Annotated in this window: 13 protein-coding genes; all 13 read right to left on the reverse strand. The window is 35.5% G+C overall.

What is annotated here, in order from left to right:
* Window positions 1-2 precede the first annotated feature (2 nt).
* Window positions 3-3,242: an RHS repeat domain-containing protein gene (locus tag ACHRVX_RS13450; RefSeq protein WP_395332996.1), complete on the reverse strand. Its 3,240-nt coding sequence runs from the start codon at window positions 3,240-3,242 to the stop codon at window positions 3-5.
* Window positions 3,243-3,589: 347 nt separating this feature from the next.
* Window positions 3,590-3,838: a hypothetical protein gene (locus tag ACHRVX_RS13455; RefSeq protein WP_395332997.1), complete on the reverse strand. Its 249-nt coding sequence runs from the start codon at window positions 3,836-3,838 to the stop codon at window positions 3,590-3,592.
* 76 nt (window positions 3,839-3,914) lie between these two features.
* On the reverse strand, window positions 3,915-4,073 hold the full coding sequence (locus ACHRVX_RS13460; protein WP_395332999.1) for a hypothetical protein: 159 nt from the start codon (window positions 4,071-4,073) through the stop codon (window positions 3,915-3,917).
* A gap of 196 nt (window positions 4,074-4,269) precedes the next feature.
* The gene (locus ACHRVX_RS13465) at window positions 4,270-4,887 is read right to left on the reverse strand and encodes a hypothetical protein (protein WP_395333000.1); all 618 of its coding nucleotides are present in this window, start codon (window positions 4,885-4,887) and stop codon (window positions 4,270-4,272) included.
* Between the two features lie 85 nt (window positions 4,888-4,972).
* Window positions 4,973-5,380: a ribonuclease E inhibitor RraB gene (locus ACHRVX_RS13470; protein ID WP_395333002.1), complete on the reverse strand. Its 408-nt coding sequence runs from the start codon at window positions 5,378-5,380 to the stop codon at window positions 4,973-4,975.
* Between the two features lie 182 nt (window positions 5,381-5,562).
* Window positions 5,563-6,363 carry a hypothetical protein gene (locus ACHRVX_RS13475; RefSeq protein WP_395333004.1) on the reverse strand — a complete coding sequence of 267 codons (801 nt, stop codon included), beginning with the start codon at window positions 6,361-6,363 and terminating at the stop codon, window positions 5,563-5,565.
* A gap of 10 nt (window positions 6,364-6,373) precedes the next feature.
* Entirely contained in the window at window positions 6,374-9,649 is a 3,276-nt protein-coding gene (locus ACHRVX_RS13480; protein ID WP_395333006.1) for a TonB-dependent receptor domain-containing protein, read from the reverse strand.
* Between the two features lie 183 nt (window positions 9,650-9,832).
* The gene (locus ACHRVX_RS13485) at window positions 9,833-10,960 is read right to left on the reverse strand and encodes a FecR family protein (protein ID WP_395333008.1); all 1,128 of its coding nucleotides are present in this window, start codon (window positions 10,958-10,960) and stop codon (window positions 9,833-9,835) included.
* Window positions 10,961-11,084: 124 nt separating this feature from the next.
* On the reverse strand, window positions 11,085-11,654 hold the full coding sequence (locus tag ACHRVX_RS13490; protein WP_395333010.1) for an RNA polymerase sigma factor: 570 nt from the start codon (window positions 11,652-11,654) through the stop codon (window positions 11,085-11,087).
* A gap of 445 nt (window positions 11,655-12,099) precedes the next feature.
* Window positions 12,100-14,448 carry a TIM-barrel domain-containing protein gene (locus tag ACHRVX_RS13495; protein WP_395333012.1) on the reverse strand — a complete coding sequence of 783 codons (2,349 nt, stop codon included), beginning with the start codon at window positions 14,446-14,448 and terminating at the stop codon, window positions 12,100-12,102.
* Window positions 14,449-14,534: 86 nt separating this feature from the next.
* Entirely contained in the window at window positions 14,535-17,048 is a 2,514-nt protein-coding gene (locus ACHRVX_RS13500) for a helix-turn-helix domain-containing protein (protein WP_395333014.1), read from the reverse strand.
* A gap of 428 nt (window positions 17,049-17,476) precedes the next feature.
* The gene (locus ACHRVX_RS13505; RefSeq protein ID WP_395333016.1) at window positions 17,477-17,722 is read right to left on the reverse strand and encodes a hypothetical protein; all 246 of its coding nucleotides are present in this window, start codon (window positions 17,720-17,722) and stop codon (window positions 17,477-17,479) included.
* A 171-nt stretch (window positions 17,723-17,893) separates the two neighbouring features.
* Window positions 17,894-18,391, reverse strand: a complete 498-nt coding sequence (locus ACHRVX_RS13510) for a hypothetical protein (protein ID WP_395333018.1) — start codon at window positions 18,389-18,391, stop codon at window positions 17,894-17,896.
* Window positions 18,392-18,525 lie beyond the last annotated feature (134 nt).

Genomic DNA, 18,525 nt, shown 5'->3' on the forward strand with positions numbered 1-18,525 from the left:
TTCTAGTTTTTATAGTGATATTGGTTTTCTGAAAGAAGATTTCCCTGTGCATCCTTTACTGTTTCTAATCTTCCAAAAGAATCATATGTATAGGTAATAATGTCTCCCTTAGGATCTGTAATGCTTGTAACACCAATTAAAGGGGAATGAGTATAAGTTGTAACCATAGCTGTTCCTAATAAATTAGTGCGTATGATATTGATCTCATTACGAAGCTGCTGATCTGATGCGGGATTTAGTAGAATACTATTGTTGATCATAGCTTCTACAGTATTATAATCGCTTCCTACAATTTTAGCTACAGGATACTGCCCGTTGTACCCCCATAGGTAAACTTCCTTAACATCATTATCCTTGTATTGCTCCTGAATAAATCCATAGCTGCTGTAGTTACTGAAATTTAAATTACTGGAAAGAGTCGATTGTACATAATTACTTATCTGACCCAGGCGTACTTTATTATTGATATTAAAAAATGTATATTTATTACCGCCCAGAATTGTATTTGTGCCAGCTGAAGGCAATATATAACTAATAGTTTCCAGCGGTTTTAAATAATTTTTGCTTAATAAGACACTTTTTAAAGCATTAGTCCCAAAAACAAATTCATTATCAGGTGTAATGGCATAATTAAAAACTTGTGATTTTATATCTCCATTTGTGAGGATCTGTTTCACTTTTTTCACAGCAGGATTAGCTCGAGCATTTGTTACATATTCATAATCAGTTTGGGTTGATACATTTCCGGTAGATGCATAATTAATTTCTGTAGTACTTGTAAGAAATGAGTCTTGTCCATATAAAGTATATTCATTAGTAAATACAGATCCCGGAACCTGATTTGGAATACTAGGATGAGGTGAGTCTGACCAATAGTTCTCATTCAGACTAATATTAGGTCCGAAATAAACTTTTACTTTTAACCCTTTCTGGCTATCCCATGGACCTGTACCATACCTATTAGTAGTTTTCTTTAGCAGATTACCAGAATTATTATATATTTTTTCTTCCAATAATTTGCCTCTACGGGCCCTATTATCATCCGAAGGCTTAACTGGAGGCAACATCATTGGGTCAGAACCATCAATTTCAAAATTATACACCCTGTCGGTCCATCCATTTCCCTGCTCGATTGTTCGGACTTCAGTGTAACTTACATACGAACCTCCGTCTGCACTATAGGGGTTAATAGGTGATTCTAATAACTTATAAAAACCACATCTTACATTACCTCTACTACCCGTAGCCACTAAACTAATTGGTGATATTAAAAGTCCACTTGTTTTGGTGGAATCTGTAGAATACAGATTGTATTTATATTCGGTTTTAAAAGTCTTATTACTTACAGGATCATAATCCTTTATTTCCTTAATACGAACACCGCCTACCTTAATATTATTTTCATTAAATTTACCATAAGGGGTCTGTATGGTTCCCAGTGAGCGGTTTAAGATTGTCCATTTCCAAATTACATTATTAATTGTGCAGCCTTGAGGAGAATTAAAAACTTCTACGCGATACATCCCATTAGGAACTGTAAAATTATAATTTCTTTCAGTGCGATCCCCCCATAATTCCCCTCCATTAGCTTGATTTGACTGCTGTATTTTATACAATCTTATATGAAAGCCACTACAGTTACCACTCGCCAGAGCATTATAATTTAAAACTGTATTTCCTGCAGCATTGTTAAATGTAAAATACTGTTTTAAACTGGGAACATTAGGATCGCTGGATAAAGGAAAATTTGTACTGATAATTTGATTCATGGTACTGTTGGATGAATCAGGATGATAACTGTCTTGACTAAACTGAGTAAGGGCTGTATTACCCTCATAAACAAACTCTCTGGAGCCTCCCGTCGGGTAATTTATTTTTTTTAAGATATTTGTTTTGGCATAATTATAATTTGAGCTTCTGTCGGCCAAATCAAATCTGCTGTAGCCGGGTCTTACTACATTAGGAAACACAGAACTATTATTTTTTCCATTAAAAAACCCCCAATAATCTACATTATAAGATGGATCAGAAGGAATTTTGTAGGTCTGATCGTATTCAAAAGAGTAATTGTGGACTTCTAGGCCATTACTGGACTTCTCTGTGAACTTGTTTAATTTTAAAAGTCTGTTAGCGTTTGTTGAGGTTCCAAAATAGCTATAATCAAATACAAATTCCTTAACCAAGGTATTATCTGTTTTAAATAACTGAATACTGTTAATCTTATGAGATATCAGATCCAGCCTGTCATTGGTAGAATTTACCTTGATGTATCCCTTATCAGAATCAATTCTCGACACAATATATTCATGGGCGCTGGTAACGCTGGTGGAAAAATTAGGATGCAAATTTAATCCCTGACAATCACCCCCTGTTATTGAAAAAGGAATAAAAGGATATAATTGAGTAGTATTTTGATTCGAAGATTCTACATATGTATAAGTGATTTTATTTTCTTCATTGATATCATAAACTTCAGTCAAATACCAGGAATTAGATGACGGGCCTGAGCTGCTTGTAGCACTTTGGCTATCCTGATACTGCCAAGAATTTGTCAGGTAATAATTAACAGTTCCAGCTTTGTTTTTTCCAAAATAATATTTATTTCCGGCTCCGTCTGTGACAATCCACTGACGAATCCCAAAATTCAGTATTCCCGGATAAGACGTATATTCAATTTTTATATCCGTTTTTTCCATCATGACAACCTCACCATTCTCCTTAAAAAAAAAGCGTCCACTTTGACCATTAATATTATACATAAATAAATCCGGTTCCAAATCCATTCCACCACCACCTGGTGATCTGTGATAATAGCCAAAAGGATCACCTTGCAGGTCGCTCGTATTAAATGTACTTGGTCTTACGTTATTAGGATTTAGCATTCCATTTTGTAAATCATCAGAGCGATCATTAATAAATTGTGTAATACTACCGCCTGCACCATTCAAAGTAAACCCCAAACCCATACTCCCGGCACGCTCTCTTGCCTTTATCCCGCCAGTACTAACATAGGAAAGTGAAAGATTTGTTGATAATAAGCCACTGGTTATACCACAAAGTGGAAATTCAACAGGAACGGTTCCCGTGGAAGCACCTACAGGTCGCTCCAATACTTTAAATAATGTAGCTAAATCTGGTGGTAAAGGAGTTGTTTTTGGTACGTCAATTGGATTTACCTGGGAGTAGCCCACAAGACCCAATATAAAAAATATAAAAAGGAATAATAAGGAATGGTGTTTCATAGATATTTATTTTGATTGGTTATAATATTTTATATTTACTTTTCAAATAGGCACAACAGCGTACTTTTAAATTTATAATTTTAGGCTAATTATCAGTTCAATTGACTGTAAACAGCAACTTTAAGTTATAATTCAACGGAAAGTTCAATCATATAATCAACGGGATTATATGATTAAAATCAAATGCTGGCTTTTAAATTAGTACAGAATCCTTGTCCGCCATCTTAATACTTGCGTTAAGAAGTATAGTGCTGCCGCCGGGAAGATGAATCAATTGTTTACCGCTGAAAGCCATCATGTCATAATCGCCTTGAGGATCTTTCTGTTCCAAAACAGGAATACTTGTCTCATTGGATCTGAAAAAGAAAGTAGTACCTGCGGCTAGTATTCTGTGGCTGCAACTTGTTTATTACTTTTTTTAGAAGAGCCATATACTGTTCGTCCTGAAGGGAAAAATCAGTTGTATTGACAGCAACTGTATTATGGCTTATTTCATTTTTAAAAGCAGTTTCTCTGGCCACTTTTTTAAGCATGTTGAAAATATGATTTCGGGAAATGATAAATAAATAACTTTCCACATCTGTTATCGCCTCCATGTTTTTGCGGTTTCCCAAATCTTTAAAAAAATATTCTGAAGTACTTCTTCAGATAAGACTTTGGACTTTGTCAATTTTAATGCTGTGGAATAAACCACATTTTGTATGTATCATATAAAATTGTAAATGCCTGTTCGCTTCCCTGTGACAAGTCAGTTAGAAGTTTGTTTTCGTTAAAACCGGAATTTACAGACATAGCCCTTAATTGCATTTTTATGGAAAGAGTTTTATTCATTCCCCATATTTATCTTTTGAAATGTAAAAATGCGCAGCATGAATGCTGTAAAACGATGACAAATGATAAAAAAAACCGTTGACAAATGTCAACGGTTTGTTACAGCAGAACTGCCTGAGAGGCATGAGCTATTGGATACAAATAGATTCTTATATCAGAATCCATTGATTTTAATTTATATAAAATCCGATTTCATTTAGAATGAACCACAGATATTTCCTGTAAAAGTTGCACCAGCATTGGCGGAAACATCTGCTTTTACAGCCGATGCAGCTAGTGTAATTATGGAATATGGCGGGGTAAAAGCAGTTTTATTACCTGCTGTATTTCCACTGGTATTGGTAAAAATATTTCCGACTGCCGTTACCGCTGTATAACCGGCCATTAAATCAATGGGAACTTTAACGTTTTTAAAAACATTATTTTCCACACGAAGATTGGATTCAAATCCAGCCATTACGCACTGGGCGCTGGCCGTACTATTAAAGTAACTGTTGATGATATGCACATGCCCAAAACGCACCCTCGGCATTCTGGCCTTACAGCCAGGTGCCCACCAGCAGCGTGCAAAAGTAATTTTTAATTTTCCGCGGTCATTTAATTCCTGATCTCCTGAGCCAATTAAATTTGAAAACCTGTGATCATCCAATCCGCCTGACCCTCCTGCTCTGGGAAAACTTGGAAGGAGTGAATCCCAACCTTTTACTGGAAGATTTGAAACTTTTAGCTGACTCTTTTTGAGTTTATTATAATATTTAAGATAGTTATAAATAAAGCAATTCCTAAATTTAATAAAATCGATACTAGTTAACATTCTACGTGATATTTCTTTATACATATTCATGACCTCCAATTGTAATCAGATATTTTTTTGTAATATTATTTTCATAAAACGTATTTTATTTCGATTCTTCCACAATTCTCCAGTTATCAAAACTGCAATCAAAATTATAGCCCAACTCACACATTTCTTCAACCCATTTTCTTACGGTTTCATGTTTCATTTCAATTTCTATCGTTCTACCCGATATCACAAAGAGACTTTTATCATGAATGGCAATACCATAATTGACTATATAATCCATTTTCCGAAGTTCTTTTTCCAGTTTCTGAGCTTTTTCCAAACTATCAGTATAAAAAAAATAGTCAATTTTACATTCATTTTCATCTTGAACTGACGAATCATGCAAACTTAAAAATGATTCTATTAAAAGTCGAAACTGTTTGTCCTGATTGGCTGTAAAATCAATTTCGGAAACAAATAATTGCTTCTTTTTTTTAGGCTTTAAAAAATTTAAAAAATCCATTTATTTGGGTATTTTATTTCAATTATACATTTCAAAACAATTAGTTGAATGTCGAATCTGATAACCTTCGTTAAAAAAGCTGGCAGGCTATCGTGGACCTGCCTGCCAGCTAAAAAAAAACACTAACAACTTATCTTATTCTATATTGTTCTTTAAAACAAGGCACATATTTAAGCGAATTGCTATTTAAAAGGAGTAGAAAGATCCTCTATATAATAAGCACTTAAAAATGTTTCACCACTGAACCCATCTTTAACAGATAATAATACACTGTCTCCGGCATTGAAATTTTCAAGGTTGCCAAAAACAACATCCGGATCCGGATATCCTCCATACTCTACACCATCTTTGTATGGATGTTCATTTGTACCAGACTTGTGCACCACAATAACATACTGTCTAATGGTCACATCATCGCTTATAAGTGGAGGAAGTTCCATAAATTCTCCAAAAGAACCTGTCACATTTTTAAACATAATATTCGCCTTGACATACGAAAACTCAAAAGTATTCATATCTATTTCCTGAATCATGAATTCTACATCTACCGGGCCGCCATAAAAGAATTTGCTTGAAGAGGTAAATCTCATGCGGACACCCATATTATTTGTATTGACTACCGGTGTAAGTTCGATTTTGTCTGAAAAAGTAATCCCGTCATAGAATATTTTCTTCACCTGTTTAAAGGGGCTTTTTTCTATTAAAATCTCATCTATCTGTTTACCGTCAGCCTTTTTATTAACCTGAATTTTTTGTCCCGGCTGGTATAAACGGTCGCTGATTCTTATTGCCCCGCCAATCCCTTCTCCTACTACTTTACCATCGAGAACAAACTGTAGGGTATCTGTAAGTATTAGGCCTTTAATTTCCAGTTTTACTGGTGCTGCTAAATTTTCTTTTCCCAATAGTTCCTCGTCACTGCAGCTCAACAGCGTAAAAAGACAAAAAATAAAAAGAAAGGCTTTAATTGTTATTTTTTTCATGTTTTCTTAATTAAAAATTATAAGTAATAGAAGTGCTATAAGTACGACCGAATTTCTGACGGAATCGCAGCTGATCTCCTTCTTCATATTTATTACTGAAACCAGGTTTTAAAATCACTGCATCACTAGGATCAGTATCTATAACCTGATTAGGATTTGGCTGATAACTGGCATTGTTGATAAAGAAGGTAGAAGCAGTATTAAATAAGTTTCCACCGTTAACTTTTACTTCCAATGTCTTATTTAAAAACTTATACCCTAGCTGGATATCGACCTGAGCACGGGGCATTTCATACTCGATTTGATCAATATAGGAACTCACGATATAGGTTTTTTGGCCCGATTTGTTGTACATAACGTTAATACCTAATTTGTCACCATTATATTGGATCCCGGCATTGATCAGGTAAGGAGCCTGTCCATACATCGATCTGTCTTGTCTTACGGGTACTAAAACATTACTATTGATATCGTTGGGATCCTGTATAGGGTACGTTGCGGTAACCGTTGATTTTTGTAGTGTCAAGTTACCATAAGCCATCAGGTTATTAAAAATCTCATTATCTAAAAACATACCCAGGTTTTTCCTGAGCTCGAACTCCAGCCCGTATACTTTTGCATTGTCTGAATTTCGCAGATTGTAGCTGATATTTCCGTTAGTCAATATGAAACTTAGTTCTGCCGGCTTATCAAACTTTTTATAGAAAGCACCTGCAGAAATGATCTCGCCTGCCCCAGGAAACCATTCTGTCTTAAAATCGTAACTATCTATTCGTGTGCTTGTTAATCCATTATTACCAAAATTAGCACCCAGATATGGATTGTACCTAAAGAACTGACTGTTATCCATCAGCTCTGGTCTTACCACACTGCTGGAAAACGCGGCCCTGATGTTGATCTGCTCAGTTGGACTATAAGTTAAATTGGCAGAGGGAAGCCATTGCCAATCTTTATCATCCGGAAGTGTAAATTTACTGCTTACCTTGTCGTTGTAGCCATTTTTGACCTCCGTATACTTAAAGTATTCGGCCCTTATGCCATACACCAGACGTAGTTTATCCATAATCCTTGTATCCAGCATCAGGTAAGCTGCATGGCTTTTGCTTTTACCTTCATAGGAATCCAGATAAAAGGTATTCACGAAGTAGTTGTAACCATTCACTCCGAAATTTTCTGGATTGATCATTTCGCTGATAGGAATGTATCGTAAAGCCGGATCAATAGTAGGGCTGTTAACCAGTGCAGCAATCTGCCAATCAAACGTAGCCTTTTTAGTGATGCCGAAATACCCTGTCTTTAGTGAATTGTGGACATTTCCAATAGAAAAAGGTAATGTTGCATCTACATTCCAGGAATAATGGTTTTCTGCATTCTGGTAATTCTGTCGTGATGTTGGGGTAATCCTTGCCTCACTTTGCTGTGAAGTGATATAAAAGTATTGATAGTCATTACCTACCAAAACGGGTCTCTGAGTACCTATAGAAATATCTTTTTCCTTACGATCAATGCCTGTTCTGGCTAAATTCCATTCTAATTTTATCTTACCCAACTGGTGCTGTCCGCTTAATTTATTTTGGAGCAGATTAGTAAAGGTGGGGTCATCAACCTCCTGAATACGATTGGGTGGCAGACCTTCTTTGATATCATTTGGGCCATCGGAATTGTTGTAACCAACTGTTCTAATCAGGGTATTGTCATACAGATGCGTATAAGTATTACGCAGGCTAAATCTGTTTTTTCCTAACTGCAATCCAATATTTAATAAGGCACCAATTGTGGTATTGAAACTATAACTAGCTCCCTGATTGTTTGAAGTATATTCCCAATCGCTGCGGCGCTGCTGGTCAAAAAGATTGGTTTGCTGTGTATTGCGGTAACTTACAGAACCTGTAAAGCCCAGCTTGTTCTGGCTTACCGTATCGAGCACAAACAAACGGCCAAGGCTGAACTGATAATTTTGTGAGGGCGCGGCTGTATATTTATAAACCGAAAAATTATCATTTTTAAACTTTTTGCTCTGACCATCCAGTAATGATTGATATTCTGTATCCGATAATCCATTGTTTGGTATTGCTGTTCGGTCCGTATGCACCAGACCCGTAGGAAAATCTCTTCTTCCATCGTCAAAACCTAAATAATCATACTTGCCACGTTTATGGCTCAGGAAATCTTTTCCTGTAGTCTGGTCATTGTATGAAGCACCGACTGAAAAACTCGTAAAGTTCTCGTTAGGGATATCCTTGGTATTGATCTGGATCAATCCACCACCAAAACTGGCATTCATATCGGGTGTAACGGTTTTGCTCACTACCACGTTATCTACCAAATTGGAAGGGATCAGGTCGAATGAAAAATTCCTTTGCTGCACTTCGGTACTGGGTAAAATAACACCATCCAGCATAGCGGAGTTGTATCGCTCGCCAATACCGCGCACCACAACAAACTTATTATCCACGGTACTTATCCCGCTGATTCGTTTCAGGCTTTCCCCTATGTTCTTATCGGGAGTGCGGGCAATCTGCTCAGCACTGATACCATTACTTATTTCAGAAGCATTTTTTTGCTTGGCAAGTAGTCCTGCAGCCGACGCTTTTTTATACCCAGATGTAACGACTACTTCCTTCAGTCCTTTCGTATCTAATTTCAGGGAAATGTTTAAAAAAGTGTTTTTGCCATCAATTACCTCAACATCTGTAATACGCTGTGTGACAAAAGAGATATAACTCACTTCGATAGTATAAATGCCCCGTTTTAGGGAGATAGTATAAGAACCATCTATATCGGTTTGCAGGCTTTGTCCTGTTTCTATAATCCTGACAGAAGCATTGGGCAGGCTTTCGCCATGGTCATCTATAATTTTACCGGAGACACGACCGTCTTGCTGTTGCGCTTGAGTCTGTTTTATTACATTAGTAACCGTTTCTGTTTTTTTAATCAAATAGATATCCTGCTTATCTATTTTAAAATTAGTTCTTGTTTTTTTAAAAAGCTGCCCTAATACTACCTCTATCTTTTCATTAGAAGCATTTAGGGAAACGATACGTTTGAGGTCAACATCTTCAACCTGGTAAAAAAACTTAAATTTAGTGCTGCTTTCTATTTTATCTAAAATGTCTTCTAAAGTTACATTTTGTAATGTTATAGTTATATTGTCGCGCTGACCATAAATAGTATTGGCTTGTAAGGTAAAGAAACCAACCCATATCAATAAGATACTTAATTTCATTTTTAAATTATATTTAAATAATAATTGGGCGCTTCCTGTACAATTAGGATTTTTTTTCATATTTTTTCTGCGTTAAAAACTGGGATTGTTCCTTTTGGGATTATCACTTAAAATGGTCGGGAAATGCTACAACATTTTCCGATTTTTTTTTAGGGTATTTCGCCCTGAATTCATGGTTACATTGTTGTTAATTGTCTCTTTTTATTTTATCATATAAAGCTTGTATTTAGTTTAGTATTGATTTTATTTGATGATAATGGTATTGCCATCGATTTGGTATTCAATTCCGTAATTGATTTTTAGTTTATCAAATACCTCTTTAAAAGATGTTTTTCTGAAATTTGCATTAAATATTTTATTGCCTAATGCTTTATTATTATTCACTATGGTAATATCATAATGCCTTTCCAATTTTTTCAGAATATTATCAAAAGTCATATTCCTGAAAATGAGTTCTCCTCCCATCCAGGAAGTATATATAGCAGTCCTGACTGCATCCTTTCTAATTTTTTCAGTTTGTTTATTATAGCTTGCTTTAAACCCGGGCTTTAGCAAATTGCTTTTCTGGGTATCAAAAACTTCATTGTTAGTATATAAACCTACAGAACCCTCTACCAGGACTACATCAGTGGTGTTGTCTTCGGGATAGGCAGAAACGTTAAATTGCGTACCTAGTACCCTCACATTTAAGTTGTTTGCATTGACAATAAAAGGATGTTTTGCATCTTTAGACACTGTCAAAAAAGCTTCTCCGGTTATGAATACTTTTCGCTCGGCATCTTTTAAAAACTCAACCGGGTATTTAAGGGATGAGCCAGCATTAAGATGTACTGTAGTACCATCAGACAATTGCAATTGAAAGGTTTTACCGTTTGGAATACGCAGGATGTTATAAGCTAGTTTTTGTGAGGAACTGTTTTTATTATAAGTCAGCTGATTTCCATTTTGCTCTCCAACGATATGTCCGTTTGTATTTTGTATTTTGACAGTCCCGTCTTTTTCTAAAATCTGAATCGTGCCATCTTCAAGCTGTAGTGTAATGGCATCTTTTGGAAGAATATCCGATGGTGCTTTTGTTAGTTGAAAAAACAAATAACCCGCTGTTATAAAGCAGATAAATATCGCAGCAATTGCCTGATATTTTTTCCAGCTGATTTTTTGGGTTTGTTTTTCTTCTGAAGTTCGGATAGAATTATTAATTCTTCTCAATAGCCTTATCCTTGTTTCTTCTTTTTCAGAAAGATTCCAGGAAGCCATTTTATCTTCTTTTTGCAGATCATCATAAAATTGAAATAAAAGATTTTTTTCACCTGTTGTGCAATCATTATTTTCAAATTTTAGCAATAAATCATCAATCTCTTTTTTTGTCATTTTCTTGTCTTTATATAGCTATGGTGCAAAAAAGCACTTTGACGCACATAAAGAAATTACAAAAAAGAAGGATTTAATATATAGATAATGTACAAGTAAAGATTACATAACTTTAGAGGGTAATTTATGAAAAAAGAAGTATAAAAAGTGTTGCCCCTAAACTGGCACGAAGATGTTTTAAAGCCAGATGCAGCTGATTCTCCACAGTTCTGTGCGAAATATTGAAATGTGCTGCTATTTCTGATATAGAATAGTCCTGGTATCGGCTCATATAAAAAATATCCCGGCACCTGGCAGGCAGTTTTTCTATCTCTTTATCAATGGTTGACTTTAGTTCTTTTTGATTGAGATGTAATTCAATTTCCGGAATTTGTTCCAACTGGTCTATCATACTCAAATTAAAAGCTACGAATTTTTCGTTACGTATTTTTAGAAGTGAATTATTTCTAACTGCTTTAAAAAGGTAACCATATAAATTTTGAATCTGTATTTCATCCCTTCGTAACCAAATGTCTAAAAAGACATCATGAAGTACGTCTTCAGAAAGGGATTTATCATTAAGCACGTTGTACGCATTACCATATAATTTTTCCCAATACCTGTTATATATTTGCTGGAACGCTAAGTGATTTTCCTCTTTAACTAATGTTAGAAGCTGATCATCTGAAATTGCATTGAAATCGATTGGGCTCATTTAGTTACTAATTGAGCCAAATTTAGCTTAGTTCATGACGATTGATTTTCAATGGCTGTTAAGAAATCATTAAACTAAAATAATTATATGAATTAGCTTAGAGTCTTTTCTTACCAATCAAATTCTGTTTACAAATTCATTGCATATGATAAGGAACTTCTGTTTTTGCCTCAGGAGATATTGGCATAGAATATGGATTTAAGGAAGTTCCACTTTTATTGTCATTTGATGCAAGGCCTGAAATTGGATCAGGAAATTATGATGATGACAATTTTGGATTTGATGTAGGCATAGAAATTAGATTCAAATTCTAAATAAATTTAACATACTAAAAAATCCTGTCGAAATAAAACGACAGGATTTTTTAATTTTTATAGCTGTTAGTAAATCTTATTTATTTAAAATAGATTAAAAAATTATGGCTCTATAACTGATTGGCTGATTTCTAAAGTTTCAACACTGTTTTTTTTCCGTTATAAGAAATGTTCTTACCCGGCTCACCTGAACTATCACCTACTGCTGTATTCGGACCGGCAACAATAATTTTAAAAATACGTGATTTTAACATTCCTGGAAAGGTACCTGCTCTGTTTTCTATAGTAAGCATTTTTGTTTTATCAATCCATTTGAATTTGATAATGGAATACATATTTTTCTCATAATTATAATTATCGTTTTCATCTTCATATAATATAAATTCACCATCGGCACCAGGATAAATACGTATTTCAAGATTGTCCCATTTTTTTTCAGTGGCATATTGAACCTTAGGCCCAAAAGGAAGAATTGTACCTGCTTTGATGTAAAGTGGTATTTGATCAACAGCTGATTTGGATACAATTGTTTGTCCTCCCTTGATATAGGAATTAGTCCAGAAGTCATACCAGTCACTTCCATCAGGCAGGTATACAGACCATTCTTCTGCTTTATATTTTGTTACCGGGGCCACGAGAATCGAACGTCCGAATAAATATTCATTGCCTATGTTGTGTGTGTTTTTATCCGATACAAAATCCATAATGAGCGGGCGCATAAATGTTCCGTTATTGCTGCTGACATCCCAGGACGTGCTGTAAATATAAGGAAGTAGACTATAGCGAAGATTAATTGCTTTTTCCTGCGCATCAAAACACCACGTTCCCCGTTCACCGAAATTCCAAATTTCACGCGGAAGATCAGTCCCATGAGAACGCATCATAGGACAAAAAGCCCCAAACTGCATCCAGCGGACATACAATTCCTGAAATTCAGGGTTTTTATTTCCACCATCTTTTTTCCATCCTCCTGCAAAGAATCCACCAATATCGCTATTCCAGTTAGGGATTCCCATCAAAGTATAATTCAGTGCTGCAGGAATCTGTTTCTCCAGCATTTCCCATGACGAAACTACGTCTCCGCTCCATGTATTGGATCCGTAAAGCTGTTGTCCTATAAATCCTGAACGAGTTAGTATCACAGCTCTCTTGCTGTCGTTGGCTTTTCGCTGGTTGACGGCAATTCCTTTATTATGCATAAGACTGTATGCGTTTTTTACACTTCTATAACTACCCAAATGGGTTGGAAGATCATAATCTGAATCTTTTCTATTGATGTGGTCAGGCTCTGTTGAGTCAAGCCACCAGCCATCGTTTCCAATGTAACTGAATATCCCTTTGTTAAGATAACGCCAATAAATATCCAGGGCTTCCGGGTTATATACATCATAGGGTCTCGCACCGCTTTTTGGGGGCCAGGTATCAAAATTGATGATCATGTTTTTACTGTCAAATTCCTTACGCTGCTCTGTTTTAGGACCAAATCCAGGCCAGGTTACAATTAATAATTTTGCATTTAGCTTGTGAATTTCGTCTACCCATTTCTTCGGATTTGGAAATCTCTGCCTGTCAAAACTTTGCGAATTCCATAAACTGTCACTCTTGTTAAATTCTGGCCAGTACCTCCAGTCCTGGATAACTACATCTATAGGGACTTTGAGATTTCGGTATTTTTTTAAAACATCCAGGCTTTCATCTTCGGTGTGATAACGTTCCTTGCTTTGAAAAAAACCATAAGCCCATAAAGGAAGCATTGGTGCTTTACCAGTAAGATCACGGACTTGCGCTACAACACCGTCTGCGTTTTTACCATACATGAAATAATAATCGGCACAATGGCCCAGACCTTCGAAAGAAAGTTCCTGCGCATTATCGTTAAACTTAGAAATAGAATAATTATCCCAGAAAACAGCATATCCTTTCACTGACATAAAATAAGGTGAATAAGTCGACATGTTTTCATTCTGCATCTGATGGGACGAATTACGGCGGCTGAATTTATTATCCATGATTTGCCCAACACCATAAACGGCTTCATCACCGTCAAGCAAAAAACCTTCCCGTACGGTGTAAGAAGGTGTTCCGGCATCGTCTACAGCTGAAAACTGCGTGCCGAAATCCTTATCTTTAAGCAGTAGTTTTCCGTTAGAGTCGTAGAAGCTTATACCGCCAGTTTCAGGGTTGACTTCAACTTGTATGGAGCTGCTCTCTAATAAAGCTTTATTCCCTTTTTGTGTGGATTTTACCGATATCGTTTCGGGCGATTTCACTACAGAAAGACTTTTTTTATTATAGGAAAAGCCTTTCGGAGTTTTGAACACACGTACAATATTGTTCGAATAGAATTCGACTTGAATATCCATATTCTGTGTCGCAAATTTTACCCCTTGTTTCGTTCCCTCAATAGATTGAGCATTTAAATTTACTGTTATGAAGACTGCGAGAGTCAGCATAAAACTGGTTGTTTTATAAAATTTCATGGTTGTTTGTATTTTGGTATCTAGAACACCAAAAGTATCCCTGAACCACCATATTTAAACAACAGTCATGTTGAAATAAATAACAATCATGTTGATTTCCTGATCATTTCAGCATATTCAGAAGGTCGGCAGCCGTACATCTCCTGGAAGCATTTACTAAGATAGCTGGAGCTGCTAAAACCTACATTTTCTGCTATTTCTGAAATACTGAGTTCGCCTTCCAGAATTAATCCTGCCGCTTTCTGCAGGCGAATATTTCGGATAAACAAAGATGGTGGCTTGTCCAACAATGCTATCAATTTACGATAAAGCCCTGTACGATCCATACAAAGGTCACGGCTTAGATGTTCAACAGAATAGTCAGGTACATTCAGGTTTTTTTCTACCAGGTCTAAAGCTTTCGCTAAAAACATTTCATCAGCCCTGTTTTCATTCCTGCTTTCTGCAGATTGTACAGTTTGTAAGTTTGTTTGCGCCAGATAATTCTCCTTTTCTTTCTCCAGATATTTACATTGCTCTATTAGGTTCCGTATGCGAACTAACAATATATCCTCTCTGTGATTTTGTACTAGTTTTTTTCGGCTATAGTAGAGATAGGAATAAATTCCTGCTCCGATTAATCCCGTGAAAAGCATTATAAATAGTATATATGCCGTAGTGGTTTCCCACCAGGGCGGCTTAATTTTAATCCTTAACTCTGAAACCAAACTATTCCATTTTCGGTCATTGCCGGACGACATCACCAGAAATGTATAGTTGCCGTGAGGAAGATTAGTGTATGAAGTTGTCAGAATACCGTCATTCCTGTTTTCATTTCGTCCTCCCGTTGAAGTTTCCCGCCATTCCTTGTCTATGCCCTTGAGCTGATACTTGTAATAAGTTTGAGATGGGTTTTGATAATTTAATGCGGAGAACTCGAAAGTTAGAAAATTCTGGTCATATGAAAGTTCTATTTCTTTCGTGTAGGGTGCAGCTACAGGCATAATAATTCGGCCATCATATCGTGTACCTGGTTCGATTTTTTCTCCTTTTAAGAATAAATTTGTAAAAACAGGTTTAAAAGGTAGTTTTTCAGATGATACAGGATTTGTTTTTAATATATTAAAACCGTTAATGCCTCCAAAATATAATGTTCCGTCCATAGCCTCAAATGCAGCTCCATTAGAATACTCTCCATCTAACGTTCCTTCATCTGAACCGAAAGTAGTGAAACTAATTTTTCTATTTACACCCTCTATTTGCAGTTTTGTTATTCCATAACTTGTTGTTATCCAAATATTATGATGACGATCTTCTAATATAGCATGTACAAAATTATTGGACAGCCCGTCTTTTGTATAAAAAATCTTTTCTTTCTTCTTTTTTGGGTCAAAAAGTTTTAATCCGTCCTGTGTTCCTGTCCATTCCCAACCGCGTACATCCTTAAGAAATGCAGTCTCGTTATTGATTCCGGTAAAAGTATTTATTTTATGGAGCTTTTTCACTATTTCTACTGGTAATGACGAAGGTTGTATGACGGTCAATGTATTATCATTTTGACGCAAGGGAGAATAATAATAAATAACTGTTCCTGCTTTAATGTAAAAAGTTCCATTTTTGTCTTCTGCAAATGAATGCACGGTAACATCTCCCCTTCCGGCTGACTGGAAACCGGATCGTCCAATATATTTAAACTTGTAACGGGAAGGATGATAATACAGGAGTCCCTGATTTAAAGTACCGAGCCACAGCCCACCCTGTTTATCATAAAAAAGTGTGCTTACCTCTGTCTTCAAAATACTTCCATCTACTTTTTTAAGTGTTGGGAAATATTGTTTTTGTCCGCTTTCGCAATTAATAATCCAGATCCCGTTGGTACAGCTGATATAGGCAATATCATCTTTAGTAACCGCCAGGGTATTTAAAGTATAGGAAGTCTCAAGTATTTTTTTCCATGCCTTTTTCTGAATATCAAAATAGAAGAAACCTCCTTTAGATCCGTTTCGCAATTGATAAAAGCCGTTCTTACCTTTTACCACCATCGAAGTGTAATTGAAGAAATCATGCTGTGAGTCAGGATAAGCGGCACTGCTATATATCCTTCTTCCTGTTTTTAAATCATAACAAACTACCTCACCAGTGCTAAAAAACAGATATAAGATGTTGTTCTGAGAATCCAGATCCTGCAGTTGTCCATGATTCGCTTTTATATCTATAAAATCAGAAGAATTATATTTCCATAATCTGCCGGAAGACAGAAACCATAGCTTTTTGCCTGAATCCAGAAAAAGATCTTCAACAGATTTTTTAAATCCGTTTTTCTTAAAATAAATATCAAGGTCTGGTAAATATTTTTCTGTACGAAGATCAAGGCACATTAATTTGTGTGTATCTTTTATCCACAGGAGAGAATCTTTTCCCTGATAAATACGATAGAAGCCATTATAACCTTTAAGAGGATAAATATGACGTGCATTATGATGGATATACTTAAAGTGTTCTCCATCATAAAGATTTATATTACCGCTGGTTTTAAAGACCATCCTTCCGTCAGAAAGCTGTAGAATAAAACGTATTTGATTGTCACTTAGTCCATCTGAAACATTGATTGGAGAAAACACCAAATCACTGGTTTGGCCGGAAGCAGTGCTAAAAAAAATGAGGAAGATTATTATAACCTTAACTATATGATTCATTCTACTCATTCATTTCGCTTCTGTTTCGATTTAGACTTGCTTTTGTAAATAATAATGTCTATTTAAAAGTAAATATTTTATGAATCTAAAGTAGGAAAAAAAAGTGTTTCTTACATATTCATCATCATTAATACTCGTTTTCAAATATGTATTAAACTATAACTCTTATTACTTTATCTGAAGATAGTTTACCAAATTATCCCAAAACTGATGATCCAATTTACACTAAGAAGCAGCGATAATTTATATATTTTTCCAGATAAAGATGGATCAGATTGAATTTACAACCAAGAAAGCAGTCTGTAAATAGACCAAATTAAATGGGTAAACAAAACCCACTAATTAAAGTAGGTTTATTTGAAATAAATGGTATCGGAGAGATTTTCCTCACTGATGAATGCAGCGATATACCGCTGGACTTCATTTCTCTGCTCGGCAGGAGTCTCAAAAGTATTAATATGAAATTCATCATCCTGGTCAAGGATGTGAATGATTTCTGTATATCCTTTCGAAATCAGACTACCCTTTAGTTTAATTACAGTTAGTTGCCTGCGTGGGTCCAAATCTTTTCTCACTTTTAATTGTATAATTTTTTCCATTGTAAAGATTTGAAATTAGGAGTTCAGTGATTTTTCATCAAATATACTTATTTGATTAATATCCTGCTGTTTAGAAAAAATGTTTTAACATTAATATTTTACAATATCAGAGGAATCCAAAATAAGTATTGAGAAATGGCAGTTTTTTAATATTTCGAAAACACAGAATTCTTAAATATCCAATGTCATCTTCCATTGCGCGAATTCCTTGACCTCCCTAGCGGTTTGAATTAAAAGCGAGTCAAGCCTTTTTTGCATCAACTTCCTGAAAAACAATTCAAATACTAAGTCCCAAAAACGGGAATGCATTTTGAATTGGTACTGGCATCGCACCTGCGTCATCCCGGGGCCTGAATCAGAAAAGCAGAAGTGACAGCGAATGGCTTCGAGCCCCATAAAAGTTCCCGAAGTAAAATGATCGATCTGAACCAAAAACGAAACCTGCCGTATATAAACCAATAACCGGCTAACAGCAGTTGATCCGTCGTCAAAATAGATAAGGCTCTCTTTGCCTATTTTTGCCGTTTTATTTTTAAAAAAGGTAGATTTAATATTGGGCATAAACCAAAATCCCTTGAAAACAGAAAACAGATTCATTGAAAAAAAATAAGTAAAAGTCTCCTCGCAGACAGCCGAAACCCTGACAAATGAATGTATCTCTTTATCCATACCGTATTTATTTATATATTTTTTTTAAACTGCTTTGAACAATAAAGCCTGTACTCTTACGTATTTCTTTACAAAAACTGCTGATTGAAAAATAAATCCGCCATATGATAAATAATGATGGTCTGCTTTAAAAC

This window comes from Flavobacterium sp. FlaQc-47 (assembly GCF_044006475.1).
GTDB lineage: Bacteria > Bacteroidota > Bacteroidia > Flavobacteriales > Flavobacteriaceae > Flavobacterium.